We start from the raw sequence: 18,035 nt of genomic DNA, 5'->3' as shown, positions 1-18,035 counted from the left end.
AGCGCTGGACCGCCGGAGGTGCGTCATGGGGCACAGCCACCACTTCCACCTGGATCAGGACGGCCACTCGATCACCGTGAACGTCGGCCCCGGCCGCGACGGGGAGATCGAGCTGCTGGTCGACGGCAAGGTGGTCGCCTACCAAAAGGAACACGGTCCGGGCATGAACGTCCTGGCCGGCGAGCTGCCCGACCAGCCCGCCCACCCCTTCCGCGTCCTGCTCCGCCAGCCCCACCTCGTCCCGTCCGTGCCCCGCTGCACACTGGAGCTGGACGGTGTGGAGCAGCCGATGCCGGAGCGGCTGGTGCTCTGAGAAGCGGCTCGCGCTCCGAGGAGGGGTTGGGCCACCCGGCTGATTCTCGGCTTCGAGCGTTTTATTCCCTGCGGGTTGAACGACGATGCGCACGGACAACGGCAGCACGATACGTCTGGCATCGAAACGATGAACAGGCGAGGAGCACCGTGAGAAGAATTGCGCAGGCGGGAAGTGTCATCGGAGCATGCGGACTGGTGCTGTTCGGCGCCGGGGCCGCGCAGGCCGTGACCGTCCCGGGCGAATCCCTGTTGTCGGCCGTGGCGGGCGCGGACGTCGGCACCGTCACCGGCATGGTCTCCGGGGTGGTCTGCAACAACCGCCTCGCCGACTTCAATTACAAATCGCCGGTGCGCAAGTCGCCGCACCCCTGCATCAACGGCCCGGTACGCAGCGGCAACAGCAAGAACAGCGGCAACTTCATCAACCACGGCAACCCGAACAACAGCGGCAACCTGCACAGCTCCAACGGCTCCACCAACAGCTCCAATTCGGTCGAGGGCGCCTCGCAGGGCAGCGGCAACCACATCCAGAAGATCCTCGGCCTGCACTACTGAGACCGAGCGGTCGCGGGCACCGCGCGCCCGCCAAAGCGGCCCCGCCCCCGGTACGTTCCGGGAGCGGGGCCGCCTCGCGCGTGCGTCAGAAGTGCGTGGAGCCGGTGCCCCGTCCGATGTGCTGGACGTTGTTGCTGGTCTTGCTCTCGGCGCCGGTGGTGCCGCCGGCGTCGTCGTTGGTGTTGCCATTGACGTTGGTCGGGCTGCCGCTGTTGTTCGGGTTGCCCGTCATGTCGACGTTCTGCGCGTACTTGACGTTGCCGCTGTTCACCGGCCCGTTGACGCAGATCTTGGCCCGGGGCCCGCAGCGGAGGATGGCATGGAAACTGGCGATGGTGTCGCTGTTCCACACACCGTCGCCGTACCCGTCGAACCCGTCCCAGGCCTGTGCCGGAGACGCCCCACCGACGGCCAGGAGCAGGCCGCAAGCTCCTGCGATCACATATTTGACGCGTGCCATGTTCTTCACTGTGTGCTCCTGCACCTCGCGGTTTGGTCACCCGCGGACTTGCTACCGGGCGGACCGGTCTCCACCAAGCCTGAGCAACGGCCCGTTGCCCGTATTCACCCTCTCCGACCACCGGATTCACCATGACGGCCCTCCGGTTGGCCAGGGCCCCGCGACCGGCCGCCCCGTTCAGCCCCGCAGCTGGTGCCCCGGGTAGAGGTGGTCCGGGCCCTCGGGCAGCCGGCGCTCGTTGTGCTCCTGGCGGGTCCTGCCGCCGTCGGGGTCGTCGGTCGATGCGGCGGTGTCGGTGCGCTCGTCGGTCTCGGTGCGTTCGGAGGTGTCGGTGCGCTCGGTGCGCTCGTCGGCCTCCCTGCGCTCGACACCCTCGCGGCGGCACTCACGCGGTCGTCCACCATCCCGACCGCCCCTGCCGTCCCTGCCGTCCCTGCCGTCCTTGTCCGCGCTCGCGGGGGACTGCTGGGTGGTGCGGGTGGCGGCGTGGCCGCAGTTGGGCCAGGCGGACAGGCCCTGGTCGCGGACGATGCGCCGGCCGATGGCGATCTGTTCGGCGCGGGTGGCGAGGTCGGCCCGCGGGGCGTAGCGGCGGCCGCCGTAGGCGCGCCAGGTGCTGAGGGCGATCTGCAGGCCGCCGTGGTAGCCGTTGCCGGTGTTGATGTGCCAGCGGCCGTTGCTCTCGCAGGCGGCGATGCGTTCCCAGTCGGGCACCGGTGACCCGGACGGCACGTCCTGCGCCGCGCTCGGGCCGGCCGGGCCTAAGATGCCCAGCACGGCCAGCAGCACGGACAGGACCGATTCGGCGGACCGCTTGGCGAGGGGCGACGGCAACACGGGCATCCTCCGCAGTGCTCCGGCAGCGCCGCGGCGCGGTGCACGCCACGACGGTGGGCACACACCAACTAACCCGGAAATATGGTTTTCTGCATGCCGGGAGAGCGCGACATGCGGGCGATTCACCCGGGTGGGCCATTGGCTGAGCCGTCACCCCGACAGAACGTCAAGGACTGAATTCAGGCCACCCATGGGGAATTGACGGCGATACGGTCGCGGATACGGCCGGAAACGGGCAATTACGTGACCGAATAGGCGAAGGATGGGGTGAGCGGAAGCGGTTCGGGGGTCGCCACGGCGAACTCGTAAGCGGCCGAGAAGGCGAAGTTCCTTACCGAGACGCGGACTTCGAGCCCAAAGGGATCGGGCACCGTGACCGTGCCCTGGTCGGCGGCGAAACCCGCCTCGATGCGCTCGGGGGACACGGACAGACCGCGGCCCACGGCCTGCATGGCGGCGTCCTTGCGCACCCAGAAGCGCGTGATCAGACGCTCCCGCTCGTCCGCGGCGCAGCTCGCCGCCAGCTGCGACTCCCCGGCCGTCAGCACCTCGTACGGGGTGTCGGGCGGGCAGCCGTCACGGCGGACCGATTCCACGGAGAATCCCATCTGCCGGGCGCCGTCACCGCACGCCACGACCAGCAGGCCACGGGTGCCGTACAGCTCCCAGTGGCCGGCGTCGGCCATCGCGGTGCTCACCCGGTCGGGGAGCCGGGCCAGCAGCCAGCGGCGGGAGGCGGTGTCGAGGGTGGCGCTGGAATGGCCGTTCAGCCCGAGGCAGTTGTCCGGGGACAGCGTGCCCTTGGCTCCGCCGCGCGGGGAGGACGCGGCGGAGGGGGGACCCATGGGGACGACGAACACGGGTACGGAGGTGGCTGCCACGCCCGGGTGCGGATGCGGGTACGGCCGAGCGGGCGGTTGCGCGGGGGCGAGCGATGCGGGGCGGGCCGGGGCCCGGTGGTGCGGGTAGTGCTGGTGGTGCCGGTGGTCAGAAGCGTCCTGGTCAAGGCGCTCCGGACAGAGTTCGAGAAGAGCGGCGTTCGTTTCCACGTACTTTCCGTCCTCCACAGTTGAACGGTGCCAAGGCCGCACTGGGTGAGTGGCGGCCCGTCATACAGATGATGTCTCCCCCTTTTTCGCCTACATCGATCGATACAGACAGCCCAAGGTTTGCAGATCCTCCGGAGCCTGCGGGTCATCCCTCCTGCTGATGTACGGCTACATACTTCGATGTACGGGAGACCTCCCCAAATTCGGGCGCCAGGGCCAAGAGAACGGGCAGCGCGCCGAAGTACTGTCCTGGTGTGTGGTTACGCCCTTTCACAAGTACGCACGCACGCCGCCGGCCCATACCGCTCCGTGACCTCAGAATGGCGGTGGGTTTCTTCGCCGGCTGTCTGATTCTGTATGTCCTGGGCGGCCCCCGGGTCATGGCCAGCGACATTCCCGCCTGGCAGGCGGTCCTGCCGGTGTTCGTGCTGTGTACGGCGACGGCGTTCCGCAGCGCGCTGCCGCCCCTGGCGGTCGCCGTCGGCACCATCACCGTCACCGTGGAGATGACCTCCAGCGGCGGCCTGGTGCCCGTGCTGATCTACACCGACCTGCTCTACGCGGCCGCCCTCTACGGCGCCCAATGGCTGTGCCGAGTCCTGCAGTTCGGAACCGTGGCCGTCACGGTCGCCACCACGGTCACCCTGGTCGCCATCAGCGACCGCTCGGAGGGGGTGACGACCGGCGTCATCGTCGCGATGCTCCTCATCTCCCCCGTATGGACCGGGCTGTTGATAAGGAACCACAAGGAGCGTGCGGACGCCGAGCGGGAACGCGCCGCCCAGATCAACCGCCTCGCCGAGCTCGACCGCAAGACCGTCCTGCAGACCGAACGCACCCGCATGGCCCGCGAGCTGCACGACCTGGTGGCCAACCACCTCAGCGCGATCGCCATCCACTCCAGCGCGGTGCTGTCGCTCACGGAGGCGAAGCGGGCGGCTAAGAGCGCGGCGGGGGCCGGGGCGAGTGGCGACGGTGAGGCGGGAGAGGAGTCCACCGTGCGGGTGGAGCCCGACGACGACCCGATACTGCAGGCCCTCGCCGTGATCCGGGAGAACAGCGTGCAGGGACTGGCCGAGATGCGGCGCATGGTGGTGCTGCTGCGCTCCGACCGCGGCGTGGACGACGACTGGGACCGCCCGCAGCTCAACGCCCTGGGCGCCCTGGTCGAACAGGCCCGCCCGGCCGCCGACGCCGCGGCCCTGACCCTGCACACCGACTTCCCTGACCAATTCCCCGAGGTGTCCTCGGTCATCGAGGTGACGGCGTACCGCATCGTCCAGGAGGCCCTGACCAACGTCCTCAAGCACGCCTCGGCGGGGCGGGTGCGGATCCGCTGCCAGGCCGGCGCCGAACACCTCACGATCACCGTCGACAGCCCGCTGGCCCGCCCCGACCCCCGCACCCGGCAGCACCCCGTGGAGCGGCTGGCCACCGGCGCCGGAGCCGGCCTCACCGGCATGTCCGAACGGGCCGCCCTGGTGGGCGGCATCTTCGACGCGGGCCCGGACCGCACCGCCCCCGGCCGCTGGAGGGTACGGGCGGTGTTGCCACTGACACAGAACACCTAGGCCAGCCCGCCTAGGGCAACGCAGACTGACTCCCGGGGCGCAACCACGCCGGGTACCAGAACGGGGGCACCGAGGACGAGAGACGGAGCAGCAAGTGGAGGAGCCGGTGGACGAGTTAGTGAACGGTCTGGTGAACGACGATGCGGCGAACGGCCCGACGGCAGGACTTGCGCCTGTCACGGCCGCCGCGCCCAAGCCGGCCCCCGAGCCGATGACGGCCGCCACACCGGCGCCGGCCCCCGAGCCGCCGTCGTGCCCCACCCCGCCCATCCGCGTCCTGGTGGCCGACGACCAGGCCGCCGTACGCTCCGGACTGGTCCTGGTCCTGCAGACCGCCCCGGACATCACGGTCGTCGGCGAGGCCGGCGACGGCGAGACGGCGGTCCGCATGGCCGCCGAACTCCGCCCCGACGTCGTCCTCATGGACGTCCAGATGCCCCAGCTCAACGGCGTCGCCGCAACCCGCCGCATCGTCGAGCGCGGCCTCGCCGAAGTCCTGGTCCTGACCACCTTCGACCTCAACGAGTACATCTTCGGCGCCCTACGTGCCGGAGCCGGCGGCTTCATCCTCAAGAACGCGGAGCCCGCCGTCCTGGTCGGCGCCGTACGCGAAGTGGCCCACGGCGACGGCTTCCTCACCCCCGCCATCGCCCGCCGCCTGATCACCGAATTCGCCGACCGCCCCCCGTCGGCCTGCCCCGGCCCCGGCCCCACCCTCCCCGAAGGCTCCGCCCAGGCCCTGGCCACCCTCACCAAACGCGAACTGGAGGTCCTGGCCTGCATCTCCCAGGGCCTGGCCAACAGCGCCATCGCAGAAACCCTCAACCTGGCCGAGGGCACGGTGAAGACACATACGAGCAGGATCCTGTCCAAGCTCAACCTGCGAAGCCGCGTCCAGGCGGCGATCCTGGCGCAGCAGTGTGGGGTTGCGTTGCGGGGGTGAGGGGGCGCGGGGCGCGGGGCGCGGGCTGGGGGGGGCGAGCCCTTGTTCGCCCTGGGCCCGCCCCTCTCTGTCTATGCAGGTCGTCCCGTCCCCACGGCGTCGTCGAGGCCGTCACCGTCCGGCACGGGCAGGCGCGCACCCCGACTCTCCGCCACCCGCCGCACATCGACCAACGACGCGGTCAATTCGACGGCCAGTAGATGAATTTCTCCCGGAGTCCACGTGCGCGCAGCCAGGATGCGGACGGCTTCCTCGATGAGTTCGTCCGCCACGCCAAGCTGTGCCACCTCCATCTCATCGGCGATCCGGGACACGAACCCCTCCCCATCACCCACGAGGAAGCACGGGTTCCCGCCCGGGCTCAGCCACGGCAAGAGCCGAGCGGCGCCGGTGGAACTCATCGGCCCGCCACCTCCACACCGTGAATCCAGCGCGGACCGGCATCCAACCCGTTCACCGCACGCCACAGGGCTCGTCGCCGTCCGCGCTGCAACCATCGTGCCTGCCGCTCTTCCGGCGTGAGCACGTACGGCCGGATCAGGGCCGTATCTTCACCGCGCAGCAGCTCCGGCCGCTCACCAGGTACCCGGGGTGGCACGGGTGTCGCTGCCTCGCCGCACCTCACAGCCGGCGCAGAGAGCACAGCGACATCGGACCGGTGACGCCCTCGCGCGGACAATAACAGCCGGACCATCGGTTCGAAGATCCTGGCGATAGTCTTCGCCATGTCGTCAACCTCCCAGGGGTTGGTGGCCATGCCCCCGGACGTTGGCGCGTCGCGGGGGTCTTGATTGTCAGCAGTGACTCAGGGCATCCAAGAGACCCTCAAGCCGAGTTAGCCCGTCACCTCGCGGTTTCCGGGAAAAGGGCCGCGCTCCGTGCGCGGGGGAGCCTAGGGCTTCCACGAGCGAGGTGAGTAGTGATGCCCCATCCGCGCGCGACAGGACGAGGTCGACATTGCCTCGGTGCTCATCCACGGCGTACAAGGCCAGGGGAACACGGATCTCTCCCGAAACACAGTCGATGACGTGCGGCTGGTCCCGGCAGGTCGATGCGTGCAATCGGGTGCCCAGATGCCTTTCCATGTGTCACCTCGTTCGGTCTACGCGAAGGCAAGGTGCGTCACCGTATGGGCCCGTGCAACAAAGAAGGGGGACAGAATGTCCCCCTGTCCCTGCTTGTCCCCTTGGTCAGCCGGTCGATACCCCGACCGCCTCGGCCAGCCGGCCGGCGTCCTTGCGCATCGCGCGTGGCGCGGAACGCCACAAGTCGGCGGCCACGACGCGGGCGGACGGGGTGTAGGTGACCGTCTCTGCGCCGATCTGGTGAGCCATCTGCATCACATGCAGCGCGGCAGTCCGGTCGCCACGCTGGAGGTGTCCTCGGGCGACTTCCACCCACAGCCGTGCGCGCCGCTCGCGGGAGGGCATCACATCGGGATCGAGGTCGTCAGCGAGTCCAAGAGCCTTCTGCGCCTTGCGCAGATCAGTCGCGACACTCACCGCGTGGAAATCGACGTTGGCGCGGCCGAATACCGTGGACGGATGGACGTACGAGGCGGGCAGGGACTTCGCCACTTGGTCGCCCTTGTCCCAGTACCGCCATGCGTCGCCGTCACGGCCCTCTCGCGCCACCGTGACCGCGGCGTGCAGCTGAAGCGCGCCGTAGATGCCACGCCAGTCGTCCGGAGCGCCATCAAGGTGGGGCCGGAGGAGATCACCGGCCTCGGCGACGATGCGCAACGCTTCCTCGGGATACGAGGTCTCACGCAGGATGTTGCCCATGTTCCATGCGGCAGCGGCTATGGCAGCAGGCTGATCGGCGTCCTGCGCCGAGGACAGGGCACGGTCCGCAACGACCCACGCCAGCTCGGCGGGGGCCACGTAGGCAGTGGCCTGCCCCGTGAGCCGGTACACGTCGGACAGCGCCACCAGGGCGGCACGTCGCTGCTCGCCGTCAAGAGCCCGCACAGCGGCTTCGCCGTCGCGGATAAGCGCGGGGAGCAGAGCCCCCACCTCGGTGCGGTTGCGATTGGACGTGTGCCACAGGCGCCACGTCTGGTCGACACGGCCTTGCAGCACCGCCGGCTCTGTGGGACCCGTGACCGCCGCAGTCAGGGAGCGGTTCATCACCGCAGCCCAGATCTCCGGCATCGCCGGATGGTTCATCCTGCCGAGCGGGACCAGCTGCGCCGGACCACCCTCGCTGTCCCCGGTGAGAACGGACAGGTCAGAGACCTGAAGCGCCGCACCAAGACTCAACAGGAGGGAATGCGACCGGAGTTCACGCTCCCCCGTCTCGATCTTCTTCAGCCAGTCAGGGCCTCGCCCACAGAGATTGGCGAGCGTGGCACGCGTCATGCCACGCGACTCCCGAAGAACCCTGATCCGCTCGCCGGTACTGAGCTCGTCTGACAGATCCATGCGTGCCCCCTAGGTGGCGTACCGTCCCAGTCAGCCTACGGCCCGGACAGAGGCGGGGGCAGGTGCATACCGATTGGCCCTGTTACCCAGTGAGAGCCATGAGCGCACTCGCCAAGGTGGATGAGCAGCTGTGGATAACTGCGGCAAGAAGCCAGCCCGCCCCGGGCTTCGGGGCGGGACGTCCTCAGTAGTAGTCCACGCCTGCCACGAGTACTGACGTGAAGTACACGGGAAGTCCGTCCGAGTCACGCGGTACGTCTTGACCCGTTTCGCGAGTAAAGGCCAGCGTGACTTCTGGAATCACAGGGTTCTCCGGGTCGCTCTCGTCAACCCTGCGCCCTCGCTCAGACTGTAGCCGCAACACTTCGCGAGCCGGAGTACGGAATACATCAGCACCGTCAAGCAGGACCCGCACATCCGGCAAATCCTCTTCAAAACGCCACAGCTCGACGGCAGTAACGGATTCTCCACCTTCGAGACGAGCAAGAATATCCATACTGCGAAAATCCACCCGAATCTTCACAGTGGATGTATGCGAATAGGGCCCCGACACGCTCGGGGTTCCCCAATCGGAGATTGCTTCCAGGGCCTGCTCGTAGCTCATGCCGATCCGCAGCGCGGAGACACCAGTCGGCGGGTCGAGGATGAAGTCCATGAAGTGCCTCACTTCAGGAGGTCGTAGTTGATGGTCCAGCCATTTTGGTCGAGGAGCATCTGAAACCCTCTGTTGTCCGGCAGGCTTTGGACCATATCTTGGATGTGCTGATCGTACTTGCTGCCGAACCTGGCTCGGATGTCGTCGATGTCCATCTTGATGGCCTCGTCGATTCTGCCTTGGTCGATGAGGGATCGCTGCTGCGCCTGCCAGGCCTTAGCCTCCCGACTGCTCCCGGTACTCGACACGTCGCGGTGATCGGGCCGTTCCATGCTGAGTCAAGCCACGCGCCTTACGCGCTTCCGCGATGCGCTGCCCGATGCGTTCGCTGGCGCTGTCACTGGCGTAGGGCATCCTGGCACCCCTCCGGATGTCGACACTCCGAAGGTATCGCGGGACGGGCCAAGGGAACGGTGTGAACGAGCCACTGCGGATCACACAGCTACGGATGCCGACTCAGTGCAGCTTTCACCGATCGGCACCCCACCCTCTAGCGCCTTCCCGAAGCCGCTTTGCAGATGCTGTTGAGTGATCAATCTTTAACGTTTAGGAGCCACTCGACACGTGGACTTGGACTGCGACGTCTTAGCCATGAGTGCGATGCCTCCGACCCCGTCGATGCATGCGCATGTATACGCACCCTGCGAGGGGCGACCCAGCCCCTCGCCCGCTTCTGCCTAAATATCCCCAAACAATTTACTCGAAGCCGCAAGGTTCGGAGCTGAACGAAAGCGCAACCTGGCGCTTCGCAATATTAATGCACGAGACTTTGACACTCAATGTGTCACCGACCTTCACCATTTCACGCCCCTCCAATTGGGAAACCGGCAGCAATCCCACCACCTCTTCGAGTCGAACGAAAATCCCAATTGGGGTGATCTTAACTACGGAGCCAAGCATCGTAGAACCGAATCGCAAGCGAGAGAATTCAAGGAGCGGATCCTGCTGCAAATCTTTAATAGAAACTGACACTTGTTCGCGTTCTAGGTCGACGCTCAGCACGGCGACGACGACCTCCTGTCCCTCGCGAGCAACTTCTGAAGGGTGATCGACACTTCCCCATGAGAGATTTGCAGCAGTTACGATCCCAGTGACGCCCCCCAGGTCCACGAACACACCAAAGTTCGCAACCGAACTTACAACCCCCCTACACACTTGACCTGGCTGCAATTGAGCAAGCAGCGCACCAGGGGTGTCACTTTCCGAGTTCCACATAGAACCTCTCCTTTGCGCCATCAGTCCCGCCACGCATAACCTTGATAGTAGTTGACCCAATTGACCTCCTGAACATAAGAATTGAGCCTCGAAATCTCCCCCCTGGGGATCAGCCACTGCCATTCCCCCGGCCTATTGTCGTGAGTGCGCTTGTACACGCCCTCCGGAAAAGCCTCCTTGAAGCCTGACTTCATCACAAATTCATGGTACCCGTCCTCATAAATCCCTTGCTCTGCGTACCTCTGGGCGACCTGTTCACTATCGCCCAGATATGCGGTGCCAGCACCACCCTCAGGAGTGTCCGGGTGCAGGGCAGGGTCCAGACCGCCCGCTTCCAGGTCTCTGTTCCCGTGATGCGGGGCCCGATAGAGCTTGGTGGTGTCGCAACCCGCCAGGCCAAGAGGATCGGCCCAAGTGTGGGGATTGTGAACGTACGTGACGGGGTTCAGTGCAGGGGCGAGGCCAAGGGGGTCTGGTGCGGTGTAGCGGGCGGATTCGGGATCGTAGTAGCGGTGGACGTTGTAGTGGAGTTGGGTTTCCGGATCGAAATATTGGCCCGGGAAACGGAGAGGTGTGTAGGCAGTGCTGCTGCGGGTCCAAGTGGTGGTACCCCAAACCGTCGCGCGCGTGCGCCAAGCGATGGCGCCAGTCTCGTCTACGAGCTCGGTAGGGGTACCTACGAGGTCGGTGACAATTGCGAAGAATCGTTGGTCGATTTCTTTCCGAGAAGCACTTGCCAGCGACTTTCGTTCGATCTGGGCAATAGGACGCAAGCCGCTATGGTCCCAAGCGAGGGTTATCGGGTCAGGAGCGTCCGGAGTGGCGGTGGTTTGTTCGGCTAGGGTGGTGCCGTCCCAGGTGAATCCGACCTCTTCGACAACTGATCCATCAGCCGCAAGGCGCTGCTTGGCTATGCGGCGACCGATCGCGTCGTAGAGGTAATGCCACGACTGGGCATCGGGCGTGACGACAGAAATAAGGTGGTCTTCCGCGTCCCAGCTATAGCGCCAGGTATCGGGTTTGCGGGAGAGCCGGGCCTTCTGGCGCAGCGTGATGCGGCCCTGGGCATCGTGTTCGTAACGAACATTACCGCCGCTGAGTATTCGGGTACCGGAGTATGTGCGGGCGCCGCGGGCCTCCGCACTAGGGTGCCCGTCGGGCCACTGGGCCTCGGTCTGGTTGCCTACCTGGTCGTAGGCGTAGGTTTCCGTCCAGCCTCGGGCGCGGACCGCGGTGACACGGCCCGCCGCGTCGACATCGAAGGTGCGCGGGCCGTTCAGTTGATCGTTAATGCCAATGAGGTTGCCATCTGGACGGTAGGAATAGGTTCGACGCTGGAGAGGCTGGGTCTCGGCACCGACGAGCGTTTGCTCCGCAAGTCGACCTGCGGGGTCCCAGGTGGTGGCAAGAGAGATTGCTTCACCAAAGCGCTGGTTGATGTTGCGCCCTGCAGCGTCGTGTTCAAAATCCAGGACGTGACCGGAGGCCGTAAGTGTCGTGCGATTCCCTGCCGCATCGTACGTCCAGGTGCTGGTTGCGCCTGAGGGCGTAGTGCGGGAGGTGCGGCGACCCAGGGCGTCGTAGGTGAACGTCATGGTGCGGCCGTTGACCGACTCGGCGGTGACGCGGCCCAGGGTGTCGCGGGTGTAGGTGACCGTGGCGTCCGGGTTGGCTGCTTGCTTCAGGTTGCCGGCGGAGTCGTGTGCGTAGGTGGTGATGAGGCCTGCGGCGTCCTTGGTCGTGATGCGGCCGAGGGTGTCGCGGGTGTAGGTGGTGACCTCACCCAGGGTGTTGGTGCGACTCACCAATTGGCCCGCAGGGTCGTGGGCGTACGTGAGGATGCGGTCGTCGAAGTCCGACTCTGATAGCAACCTGCCCGCTGGATCGTAGGCGTAGTTCCAGGTCAGGCCCTGGGGGTTGGTGACCTGGGTGAGGCGGAGTTCGGTGTCGTGGGTGAACTCGTGGCGGACGCCGTCGGGGTCGGTACGGGCCGTGAGCAGGTCGAAGTGGCCGTACTCGTAGCGGGTGGTCTGGCCGATGGCGTCGGTGTGGGTGGTGCGGTTGCCCTCGCCGTCGTAGGTCCACTGCTCGGTGGCGCCGGTGGGGTCTATTCGGGCGGCTAGTTTGCCTTCCGGTGTCCACACCATGTGGGTGGTTTCGCCGAGGGGGTTGGTGACGGAGGTGGTGCGGCCGAAGGCGTCGCGGCGGTAGTGGGTGGTGGCGCCCAGGGGGTCGGTGACCGAGAGGGGCAGGCCGGCCTCGTTGCAGTAGAGGCGGGTGGTGTTGCCGAGGGCGTCGGTGATGGAGGAGACGTGGCCTCGGGTGTCGTGGGTGTAGGTGGTGGTGGCGCCGGTGGGGTCGGTGGACGAGGTGCGGTTGCCGGTGGCGTCGTAGGTGTGGGTCCAGGTGGTGCCGTCCGGGCCGGTGACCGTCAGCGGCAGACCGAGGTCGTTGTAGGTGGTGGTGGAGGTGGAGCCGTCGGGGAGGGTGACGGTCGTCGGGCGGCCGTCGTCGTCGTAGTCGATGGCGGTGGTGCGGCCCAGGGGGTCGGTGGTGGAGAGGATGCGGTGGGCCGCGTCGCGGACGGTGCGAGTCGTGGCGCCCGTCGGGTCCGTGGTCGTGACGATGTGGTGGTGGTCGTTGACCTGGTAAGTGGTCAGCTGCCCCAGGGAGTTGTAGTGGAGGTTGGTGCGTAGGCCGGATTCCGGGTCCGGCTCGCCCCAGGTGAAGTTGCCGCGGAGGTGGCCTTCGATGCCGCCCTGGGAGATGCAGCGGTCCGCATCGTCGTAGACGTAGTGGTAGCTGCTGTTGTTGGTGTCGGTCCAGGACGTGATGCGGGCGGCTTCGTCGTAGGTGAAGCGGAGGGGGAGGCCGGAGGAGTTGGTGACGGTGACCAGGTTGCCCGCGTCGTCGTAGCCGTACGACTTCAGGAGCTGGTCGGTGCCGTCGGGGGCCGCGCCGGCGAGGTGGAGGGCGGTGATGCGGCCCTCGTCGGTGGTGAGGAGGAGGCGGTAGCCGGCGCTGTGGGTGATGGCCGTGGGTGTGCCGTCTTCGGTGTAGTCGAAGGTGTGGTGGTTGCCGTGCCGGTCGGATATCTCGTCGAGGACGGCGAGGTTCTCGGTGTAGGTGGTGAAGTAGCGGCGGGTGCCGGTGGCCGGGTCGGTGAGGAGGTAGTCGCCGTCGGGGGTGAGTTCGAGGGGGGCGCCGTCGCCCTCGACCGGGTGGGTGGGGACGCCGACGGCGGGGTGGGGGTAGAGGAGGAAGTTGCCCTCTTCGCCGATGAGGATGACGCCCTCGGAGTCGATCTCCAGGCGCTGGTCGACAGTGGACATCCAGGTCGGGCCGAACCAGCGGCCCTGGCGGTAGGACGACTCGAAGGTGCGGGAGAAGGCCAGGGGCAGGCTGCCGGGGAGGGTGATGTCGGTCTGCGGCAGGTGCATGCGGCCGGTGGCCATGTCGATGGGGTCGCTGCCGAAGGTCTTGCACCAGGCGGTACGCAACCGGTCCCGAACCGTGCGCTTGCCGCCCTCCTTGGCGGCGGTGCGGGCCGCGGTCTTGGCCGCGTTCTTTGCACCCGCCTTCGCCGCTCCCTTGGCCAGACCCCCCGCGCCCTTGCCGCCGATCGCGTTGACGACCAGGGCCCCGAACGCGTCGCCGGGGTCGCTGCCCCAGCCGGAGCCGAGCATGCCCTTCGCCGTGTCGATGGGGTGGAGCGGGGCCTGAGCCAGGCCCATGAGCATGGTGGAGGCGTTGTTGGCGAACTTCCAGGGGTGGGTGATGTTGTAGGGGTCCAGTGGGTTGACCGTCCGGGCCAGCTTGATGGTCTCGGCGCCGGCCTTGAGGGCGCCGCCGACCATGTGCGCGTTCTGGAGGACGAACGCCTCGCCGCCGTCCTTGAGGGCCGCCCCCGCGAGGTCGGTGAACGCGGGCTTGTCGGGGGCGTGGGCCAGGGCGCCCTTGATGGCGTTACGGGCCCGCTCGGCGGCTTCGTTGCGCTGGCTGCGGGCGGTTTTGAGCATGTCTTCGGCGGCTTCGCGGCCCTCACCACCCGGGTCTGCGTAAGCGCCGGGCTTCTGCGGCTGGGCGCCGGGGTTCTGCCCGTTCTCGATGGCCGAGTTGTAGGAATCGACCTGCGCGTTGTACGTGTCGAGCTTGGACTTGTAGGCGTCGAGGGAGCGCCGGGTGGCCTCCGTCGCGTTGCGGTACTTGTCGATGGCGTCGGCGGCCTTGCCCTGGGCCCAGGACACCGTTTCCGCATAGGACTTCAGGGCCTTGTACGCGTCGTCGCAAGCATCGGCGGCGTGCATCCACTGCTTGGGGTGCATGTCGAACTTCTCGCGGAAGGCGTCGGCGGCCTTACCGCTCCAGTGCTGGTGCGAGCCGATCTTGCGCATGCCTTCGGCGACCCGGTCGAAGGCGGCGGCGAAGTCCTTGAGGTGGGACGCCGTTTCGTTGATCTTCGCCACGTCGCCGTGGATGAGTTCCTTGGGGTCCTCGGATTCGCCGAGCTGGCGTTCGTCCACATGCGCGCCCAGGGCGCCGGCCGCCTTGGCTCCGGCGGAGCGGACCGCGTGGCCGGCGTCGTCGAGGCCGACGGTCTCCAGGGCGTCGCCGGCCAGGTCGGAGCCGTGCTCGACCAGCTCGCCCGCGCCCCGCTCCACGGCGTCGGTGAACTTGCTCGCGCCCTCGCCTATCGCGTTCAGACCATCGCCGAGCCAGTTCACTTGCCCTCACTCCTCTGACCCTGCGAACCCTTTGGTTCGTGGAACTCCGTGGTGACCTCGGCGGGGTCGTCGAAGGGGTGCTTCACCCGGTCAGGGATCGACTGGACGTCCTGGCCGAGCTTGTCGGCCGTCTGCAGCATCCGGTCACGGGACTCCAACGACTCCGCGGACGTCGGGTCGAAGTCGACGTTGAGGGGGTTGTCGGCGGCTATGTCGCCCCAGGACGTCTTGTGCAGCTGCTCGGCTGTCTTGGACGGGTCGCCGATGGCGCGTTCGCGGTCTGCTTCAGCGCGTCCGAGACGTACTGCTCCTGCTCGTAGTAAATGCCGGCGGTCAGGCCCAGCTTTTTGGAGAATTGGTTGGCGTCCTGCATCAAGGTGCGGACGCCCCATCCCCAGCGTTCGCAGAAGGACTCCAGGACGGCTGCCAGGCCGTCGTCACCGCATTCCATGCTGTCCAGGGACAATTTGTCGAAACCGCGGCCAAGTTGGGCTTCCACGTCAAAGCCCAGCTCTTTGAGTTCGGCCGTCGCGGCCTTGATGCCTTTGGTGAGCTGCTCGAAAGCCTCGGGCTCAAGCTGGTACCCACTCCCGCCTATCAGGCCCATTACTGCGCTTCCCCCCTGTGCGGCGCGAAGTCGCCCGACCCGTCACCCGTTGATACGTCGATGGCCGCCCTGTCGGGGACGATCCCGGCGACCGGCGGGAACAGCGCGCCCTGCTCGCTACCGGCGTCCAGGGCCACCCCCGTAGGGCCCTCGATGTCGGGAATCAGCACGTCAAGGACGCGGGCGCCGGACACCGTGACGTACTGCCACTCCGCGCCGGGCTCACTGCCGCGGGAGAGCGCGAAGCGCGAGAGGGCGTCCTCGTCGGTGAAGGCGTACAGCCAGCGGATGCCGTCCGACTCCGTCGAGAGGAGTGTGTCGTTGACCGTCGGAATCAAGACATGAGTGCGGCGGAATTCGCCCACCAACGCGGCTGGATCCGGCTGTCCCGCGTGAATTGCCGCTACCTCTTCGGCCAAGGACATGGCGGTCCGGCCCCTCCCCCGATACCCGATTCCCCGCTCAACTGTTCCATCCACTTTGGCATACGGCACTGACAACGCCGCCGGGGACACGAGGAGGAAAAACCGGCCGTCGGTTCTTTTTGTTTTCAAATAAGGGGTGGGATGGGGAGGCAAATAGGGCGAGTTGGGATGGGATGGTGATTTCAGGCGGGAATGGCGGAGGCTATGACGGGTTGCTGCGGCCCGCCGTGGCCTCGTTCTCGATCGCCCTCAGGCGTCCCCGAGCAGGTTCCGCGCAATGGCGTCGTTCTGGCGGAAGTACACGGCGTCGGTTCCCGGGCGGGGGAACTGGGCCGGGCCCGCGATGATGCGGTCCGTGTGCTCGGTGCCTTGTGCGTCGACGGGGTGGAGATCCGCGCCGGAGAGGTGGAGTTGGCCGGTGGGGGTGCCGTCCGGGGTGCGGGCCGGGACGAGTTCGCCGCGGGAGGTCAGGGCCCGGAGGAGGGGGTCGGCGGGCCGGGTGAGGTCGGGGGCCGCCAAGCGCGCGTCGAGGAGGATCGCCGCCTCGTGGACGGTGCCGGGGAGGGCGGGGCTGGTCGCCCGGAAGAGCGCGGGTGTCCCCGACAGGCCCGGCTCGGCGACCTCCACGCGCATGTCGGGCCCCACGAACGTCACCACCCCCGCCTCGGCGAGGGCCAGGAGTTGTTCGGCGCGGAGGGGCGGGGGGCCCGAGCTGAGGTAGGCGCCGAGGGTGAACTTGGCCAGGGTGTCGCCTACTTGGTCGGGCGGGAGATCGCCGGAGCGCCATAGTTCCTCGATGACCGTGCCGAGTCGTGCGAGCGCGTCGACCAGGGCGGTGGCGACGCCGCGCGCGGGTCCCGTACGGCTGCGCAGGACCGCGGTGAGGTGGGCGTGCAAGTAGCGCTGGAGGGCGGCGGTGTCGGGGAAGGTCAGGCCGTCCAGGGGGGCGGTCAGGCGCTCCAGGTCGAGGCGGTCGGCCGGGTCGGGGACCGCCTCGCGGGCGAGTTTGGCAAGCCGTTCGGCGTCGGTCAGCAGCAGCGCGTACTGGGCGTCGAAGTCGTCCCAGGTCATACGGGTGCGGTCGGGCCGTTCGGCGAAGAGGGCGCGGTAGTGGCACCAGGTCAGTTCGGCCAGGATCAGCGGCCATACGTCGCGGGTGAAGGAGGCCCGGGGACGGGCGAGCAGGGCGCGGCAGGCCTCGAGGGTGGCGAAACGCAGGGCCGGAGGGGACGAGGGGGTCGAAGGGGGCGGTGGGACCGATGGTTTCGGGGGGAGCGGGACACCGCGGCGGGAGCCCGCGTGGAGGCGGGGCTCGCGGCCGGACGGCAGATAGCGCAGACGGCCGTCGGGGGTGCGGTCGTAGCGGCCGCCGCGGCCCTCGGTCAGCAGTGCCAGGCAGTCGATGAAGACCAGGCCCAGGCCGCGGACGAGGACCGGCGCGCCGGGCGGTATCCGGTCCAGTGCGGCGGGGTCGGCGGGGCCGGGGCCGATGCGGGTCAGGCCGGGTGGGGCGGGTTCGGCGAGGGCCTGGGTGTGGCCTTGGGCGAGGACAACCCGATCGGCGAGGAGGGGCGGCCGGCCGGAGTCGAGGATCACCTGCTGGCGACGGCCGGAGGGCGAGATCCCGTCCGTATGGGCGTCCGTATCGGTGTCCGTATGGGAATCCGCATCGATGCCCGTAGCAGTGTCCGCATCGGCGTCCGCATCGGCGTCCGCATCGGTACGCCGTAGGTCGACCGCCCGTGCCTGGTGGACGAACAGCCGGACGGAGGCGGGCAGGTCGCGGGTCACCGTGGCGAAGAAGTGGCGCAGATAGCGGCCTTGGTCGCGGCGGGCGGCGTAGGAGCCGTCGTGGAGCGGGGCGTCGAGCCAGCCGGCCGTGGTGGGGCCGGGGCGCGGCGGGCCGGCGCAGGTGACGCTCTCGTCGGGGTAGATGGTGACGTGCTCGGCGGCGGAGTTCATCCACAGCAGGCCGGGCTGGTCGGTGCGCCATGTGCGGCCGGCGCCCGGCGGGTACGGGTCGACGATGTGCAGGTCCAGCGGCCGGTCACCGTACAGGGCGGGGACGTTGGCGAGGATCCGCTCCACGATGGAGGCGCCACGGGGGCCGCAGCCGATGACGCAGAGGGAGCGGGCCGAGGAGCGCGGCAGGGAACGGGCGGGGGAGCGCGGCAGGGAACGGGGCTGATCCGGGGAGCTGTTCGACCGTCCGGTGTTCAACTGGCCTCCGTCCGTAAGGCGCTTGATTTCTCCCTC

General features: G+C 67.8%; 17 protein-coding genes. 4 read left to right on the top strand and 13 right to left on the bottom strand.

Translation table 11 applies throughout. The features are described from left to right. Positions 1-25 precede the first annotated feature (25 nt). Together AC0680_RS04605 and AC0680_RS04600 are read left to right on the top strand one after the other, a co-directional pair. Positions 26-313, top strand: coding sequence for a hypothetical protein (locus AC0680_RS04605; protein ID WP_478625089.1), 288 nt, complete (start codon positions 26-28; stop codon positions 311-313). 149 nt (positions 314-462) lie between these two features. Next, the gene (locus tag AC0680_RS04600; RefSeq protein ID WP_478624842.1) at positions 463-870 is read left to right on the top strand and encodes a hypothetical protein; all 408 of its coding nucleotides are present in this window, start codon (positions 463-465) and stop codon (positions 868-870) included. A gap of 85 nt (positions 871-955) precedes the next feature. Here AC0680_RS04600 and AC0680_RS04595 read toward each other — a convergent pair whose 3' ends face one another. The 3 genes from AC0680_RS04595 to AC0680_RS04585 form a co-directional block, all read right to left on the bottom strand. Next, entirely contained in the window at positions 956-1,330 is a 375-nt protein-coding gene (locus AC0680_RS04595; protein WP_478624840.1) for a hypothetical protein, read from the bottom strand. Between the two features lie 177 nt (positions 1,331-1,507). Continuing rightward, positions 1,508-2,167: a transglycosylase family protein gene (locus AC0680_RS04590; protein ID WP_478624838.1), complete on the bottom strand. Its 660-nt coding sequence runs from the start codon at positions 2,165-2,167 to the stop codon at positions 1,508-1,510. A gap of 239 nt (positions 2,168-2,406) precedes the next feature. Continuing rightward, on the bottom strand, positions 2,407-3,048 hold the full coding sequence (locus AC0680_RS04585; protein ID WP_478624836.1) for a 4'-phosphopantetheinyl transferase family protein: 642 nt from the start codon (positions 3,046-3,048) through the stop codon (positions 2,407-2,409). A 494-nt stretch (positions 3,049-3,542) separates the two neighbouring features. Here AC0680_RS04585 and AC0680_RS04580 point away from each other — a divergent pair, with 494 nt between their 5' ends. Both AC0680_RS04580 and AC0680_RS04575 read left to right on the top strand, forming a co-directional pair. Then, positions 3,543-4,787 (top strand): sensor histidine kinase, encoded by a 1,245-nt coding sequence (locus AC0680_RS04580; protein WP_478624835.1) that lies wholly within the window; start codon positions 3,543-3,545, stop codon positions 4,785-4,787. Positions 4,788-4,998: 211 nt separating this feature from the next. Continuing rightward, positions 4,999-5,730: a response regulator gene (locus AC0680_RS04575; RefSeq protein WP_478625086.1), complete on the top strand. Its 732-nt coding sequence runs from the start codon at positions 4,999-5,001 to the stop codon at positions 5,728-5,730. 71 nt (positions 5,731-5,801) lie between these two features. On the opposite strand, the gene AC0680_RS04570 is transcribed toward AC0680_RS04575, so the two are convergent. The 10 genes from AC0680_RS04570 to AC0680_RS04525 all read right to left on the bottom strand — a co-directional run bounded on the left by AC0680_RS04570 (position 5,802) and on the right by AC0680_RS04525 (position 17,999). Then, entirely contained in the window at positions 5,802-6,131 is a 330-nt protein-coding gene (locus tag AC0680_RS04570) for a hypothetical protein (RefSeq protein ID WP_478624833.1), read from the bottom strand. A 789-nt stretch (positions 6,132-6,920) separates the two neighbouring features. Continuing rightward, the gene (locus AC0680_RS04565) at positions 6,921-8,153 is read right to left on the bottom strand and encodes a helix-turn-helix domain-containing protein (protein ID WP_478624831.1); all 1,233 of its coding nucleotides are present in this window, start codon (positions 8,151-8,153) and stop codon (positions 6,921-6,923) included. Positions 8,154-8,337: 184 nt separating this feature from the next. Then, complete coding sequence (locus tag AC0680_RS04560; protein ID WP_478624829.1) at positions 8,338-8,808, bottom strand: hypothetical protein; 471 nt, start codon at positions 8,806-8,808, stop codon at positions 8,338-8,340. Positions 8,809-8,816: 8 nt separating this feature from the next. After that, the gene (locus AC0680_RS04555; protein ID WP_478624827.1) at positions 8,817-9,080 is read right to left on the bottom strand and encodes a hypothetical protein; all 264 of its coding nucleotides are present in this window, start codon (positions 9,078-9,080) and stop codon (positions 8,817-8,819) included. Between the two features lie 424 nt (positions 9,081-9,504). Continuing rightward, on the bottom strand, positions 9,505-10,023 hold the full coding sequence (locus AC0680_RS04550; protein WP_478624825.1) for a S1 RNA-binding domain-containing protein: 519 nt from the start codon (positions 10,021-10,023) through the stop codon (positions 9,505-9,507). A gap of 20 nt (positions 10,024-10,043) precedes the next feature. Then, a complete protein-coding gene (locus AC0680_RS04545) occupies positions 10,044-14,747 on the bottom strand; it encodes a putative T7SS-secreted protein (protein ID WP_478624823.1) in 4,704 nt (1,567 codons plus the stop codon). Beyond that, a complete protein-coding gene (locus AC0680_RS04540; RefSeq protein WP_478624821.1) occupies positions 14,744-14,887 on the bottom strand; it encodes a hypothetical protein in 144 nt (47 codons plus the stop codon). Before AC0680_RS04540 ends, AC0680_RS04545 begins: the two co-directional genes overlap by 4 nt. A 68-nt stretch (positions 14,888-14,955) precedes the next feature. Continuing rightward, positions 14,956-15,354 (bottom strand): hypothetical protein, encoded by a 399-nt coding sequence (locus tag AC0680_RS04535; protein ID WP_478624819.1) that lies wholly within the window; start codon positions 15,352-15,354, stop codon positions 14,956-14,958. After that, a complete protein-coding gene (locus AC0680_RS04530) occupies positions 15,354-15,779 on the bottom strand; it encodes an SseB family protein (protein ID WP_478624817.1) in 426 nt (141 codons plus the stop codon). The genes AC0680_RS04535 and AC0680_RS04530 overlap by 1 nt, the downstream gene beginning before the upstream one ends. A 249-nt stretch (positions 15,780-16,028) precedes the next feature. Beyond that, a complete protein-coding gene (locus AC0680_RS04525) occupies positions 16,029-17,999 on the bottom strand; it encodes an FAD/NAD(P)-binding protein (protein ID WP_478624815.1) in 1,971 nt (656 codons plus the stop codon). Positions 18,000-18,035: the final 36 nt, after the last annotated feature.

It is taken from the genome of Streptomyces sp. NPDC043738, assembly GCF_056436545.1.
This window is presented reverse-complemented; position numbering and strand designations above follow the sequence as displayed.

Coding starts and splice junctions, on each gene's coding strand:
- AC0680_RS04605 (WP_478625089.1), top strand. CDS start 26: ATGGGGCACAGCCACCACTTCCACCTGGATCAGGACGGCCACTCGATC.
- AC0680_RS04595 (WP_478624840.1), bottom strand. CDS start 1,330: ATGGCACGCGTCAAATATGTGATCGCAGGAGCTTGCGGCCTGCTCCTG.
- AC0680_RS04575 (WP_478625086.1), top strand. CDS start 4,999: ATGACGGCCGCCACACCGGCGCCGGCCCCCGAGCCGCCGTCGTGCCCC.
- AC0680_RS04570 (WP_478624833.1), bottom strand. CDS start 6,131: ATGAGTTCCACCGGCGCCGCTCGGCTCTTGCCGTGGCTGAGCCCGGGC.
- AC0680_RS04565 (WP_478624831.1), bottom strand. CDS start 8,153: ATGGATCTGTCAGACGAGCTCAGTACCGGCGAGCGGATCAGGGTTCTT.
- AC0680_RS04560 (WP_478624829.1), bottom strand. CDS start 8,808: ATGGACTTCATCCTCGACCCGCCGACTGGTGTCTCCGCGCTGCGGATC.
- AC0680_RS04555 (WP_478624827.1), bottom strand. CDS start 9,080: ATGGAACGGCCCGATCACCGCGACGTGTCGAGTACCGGGAGCAGTCGG.
- AC0680_RS04550 (WP_478624825.1), bottom strand. CDS start 10,023: ATGTGGAACTCGGAAAGTGACACCCCTGGTGCGCTGCTTGCTCAATTG.
- AC0680_RS04540 (WP_478624821.1), bottom strand. CDS start 14,887: ATGCTGCAGACGGCCGACAAGCTCGGCCAGGACGTCCAGTCGATCCCT.
- AC0680_RS04535 (WP_478624819.1), bottom strand. CDS start 15,354: ATGGGCCTGATAGGCGGGAGTGGGTACCAGCTTGAGCCCGAGGCTTTC.
- AC0680_RS04530 (WP_478624817.1), bottom strand. CDS start 15,779: ATGTCCTTGGCCGAAGAGGTAGCGGCAATTCACGCGGGACAGCCGGAT.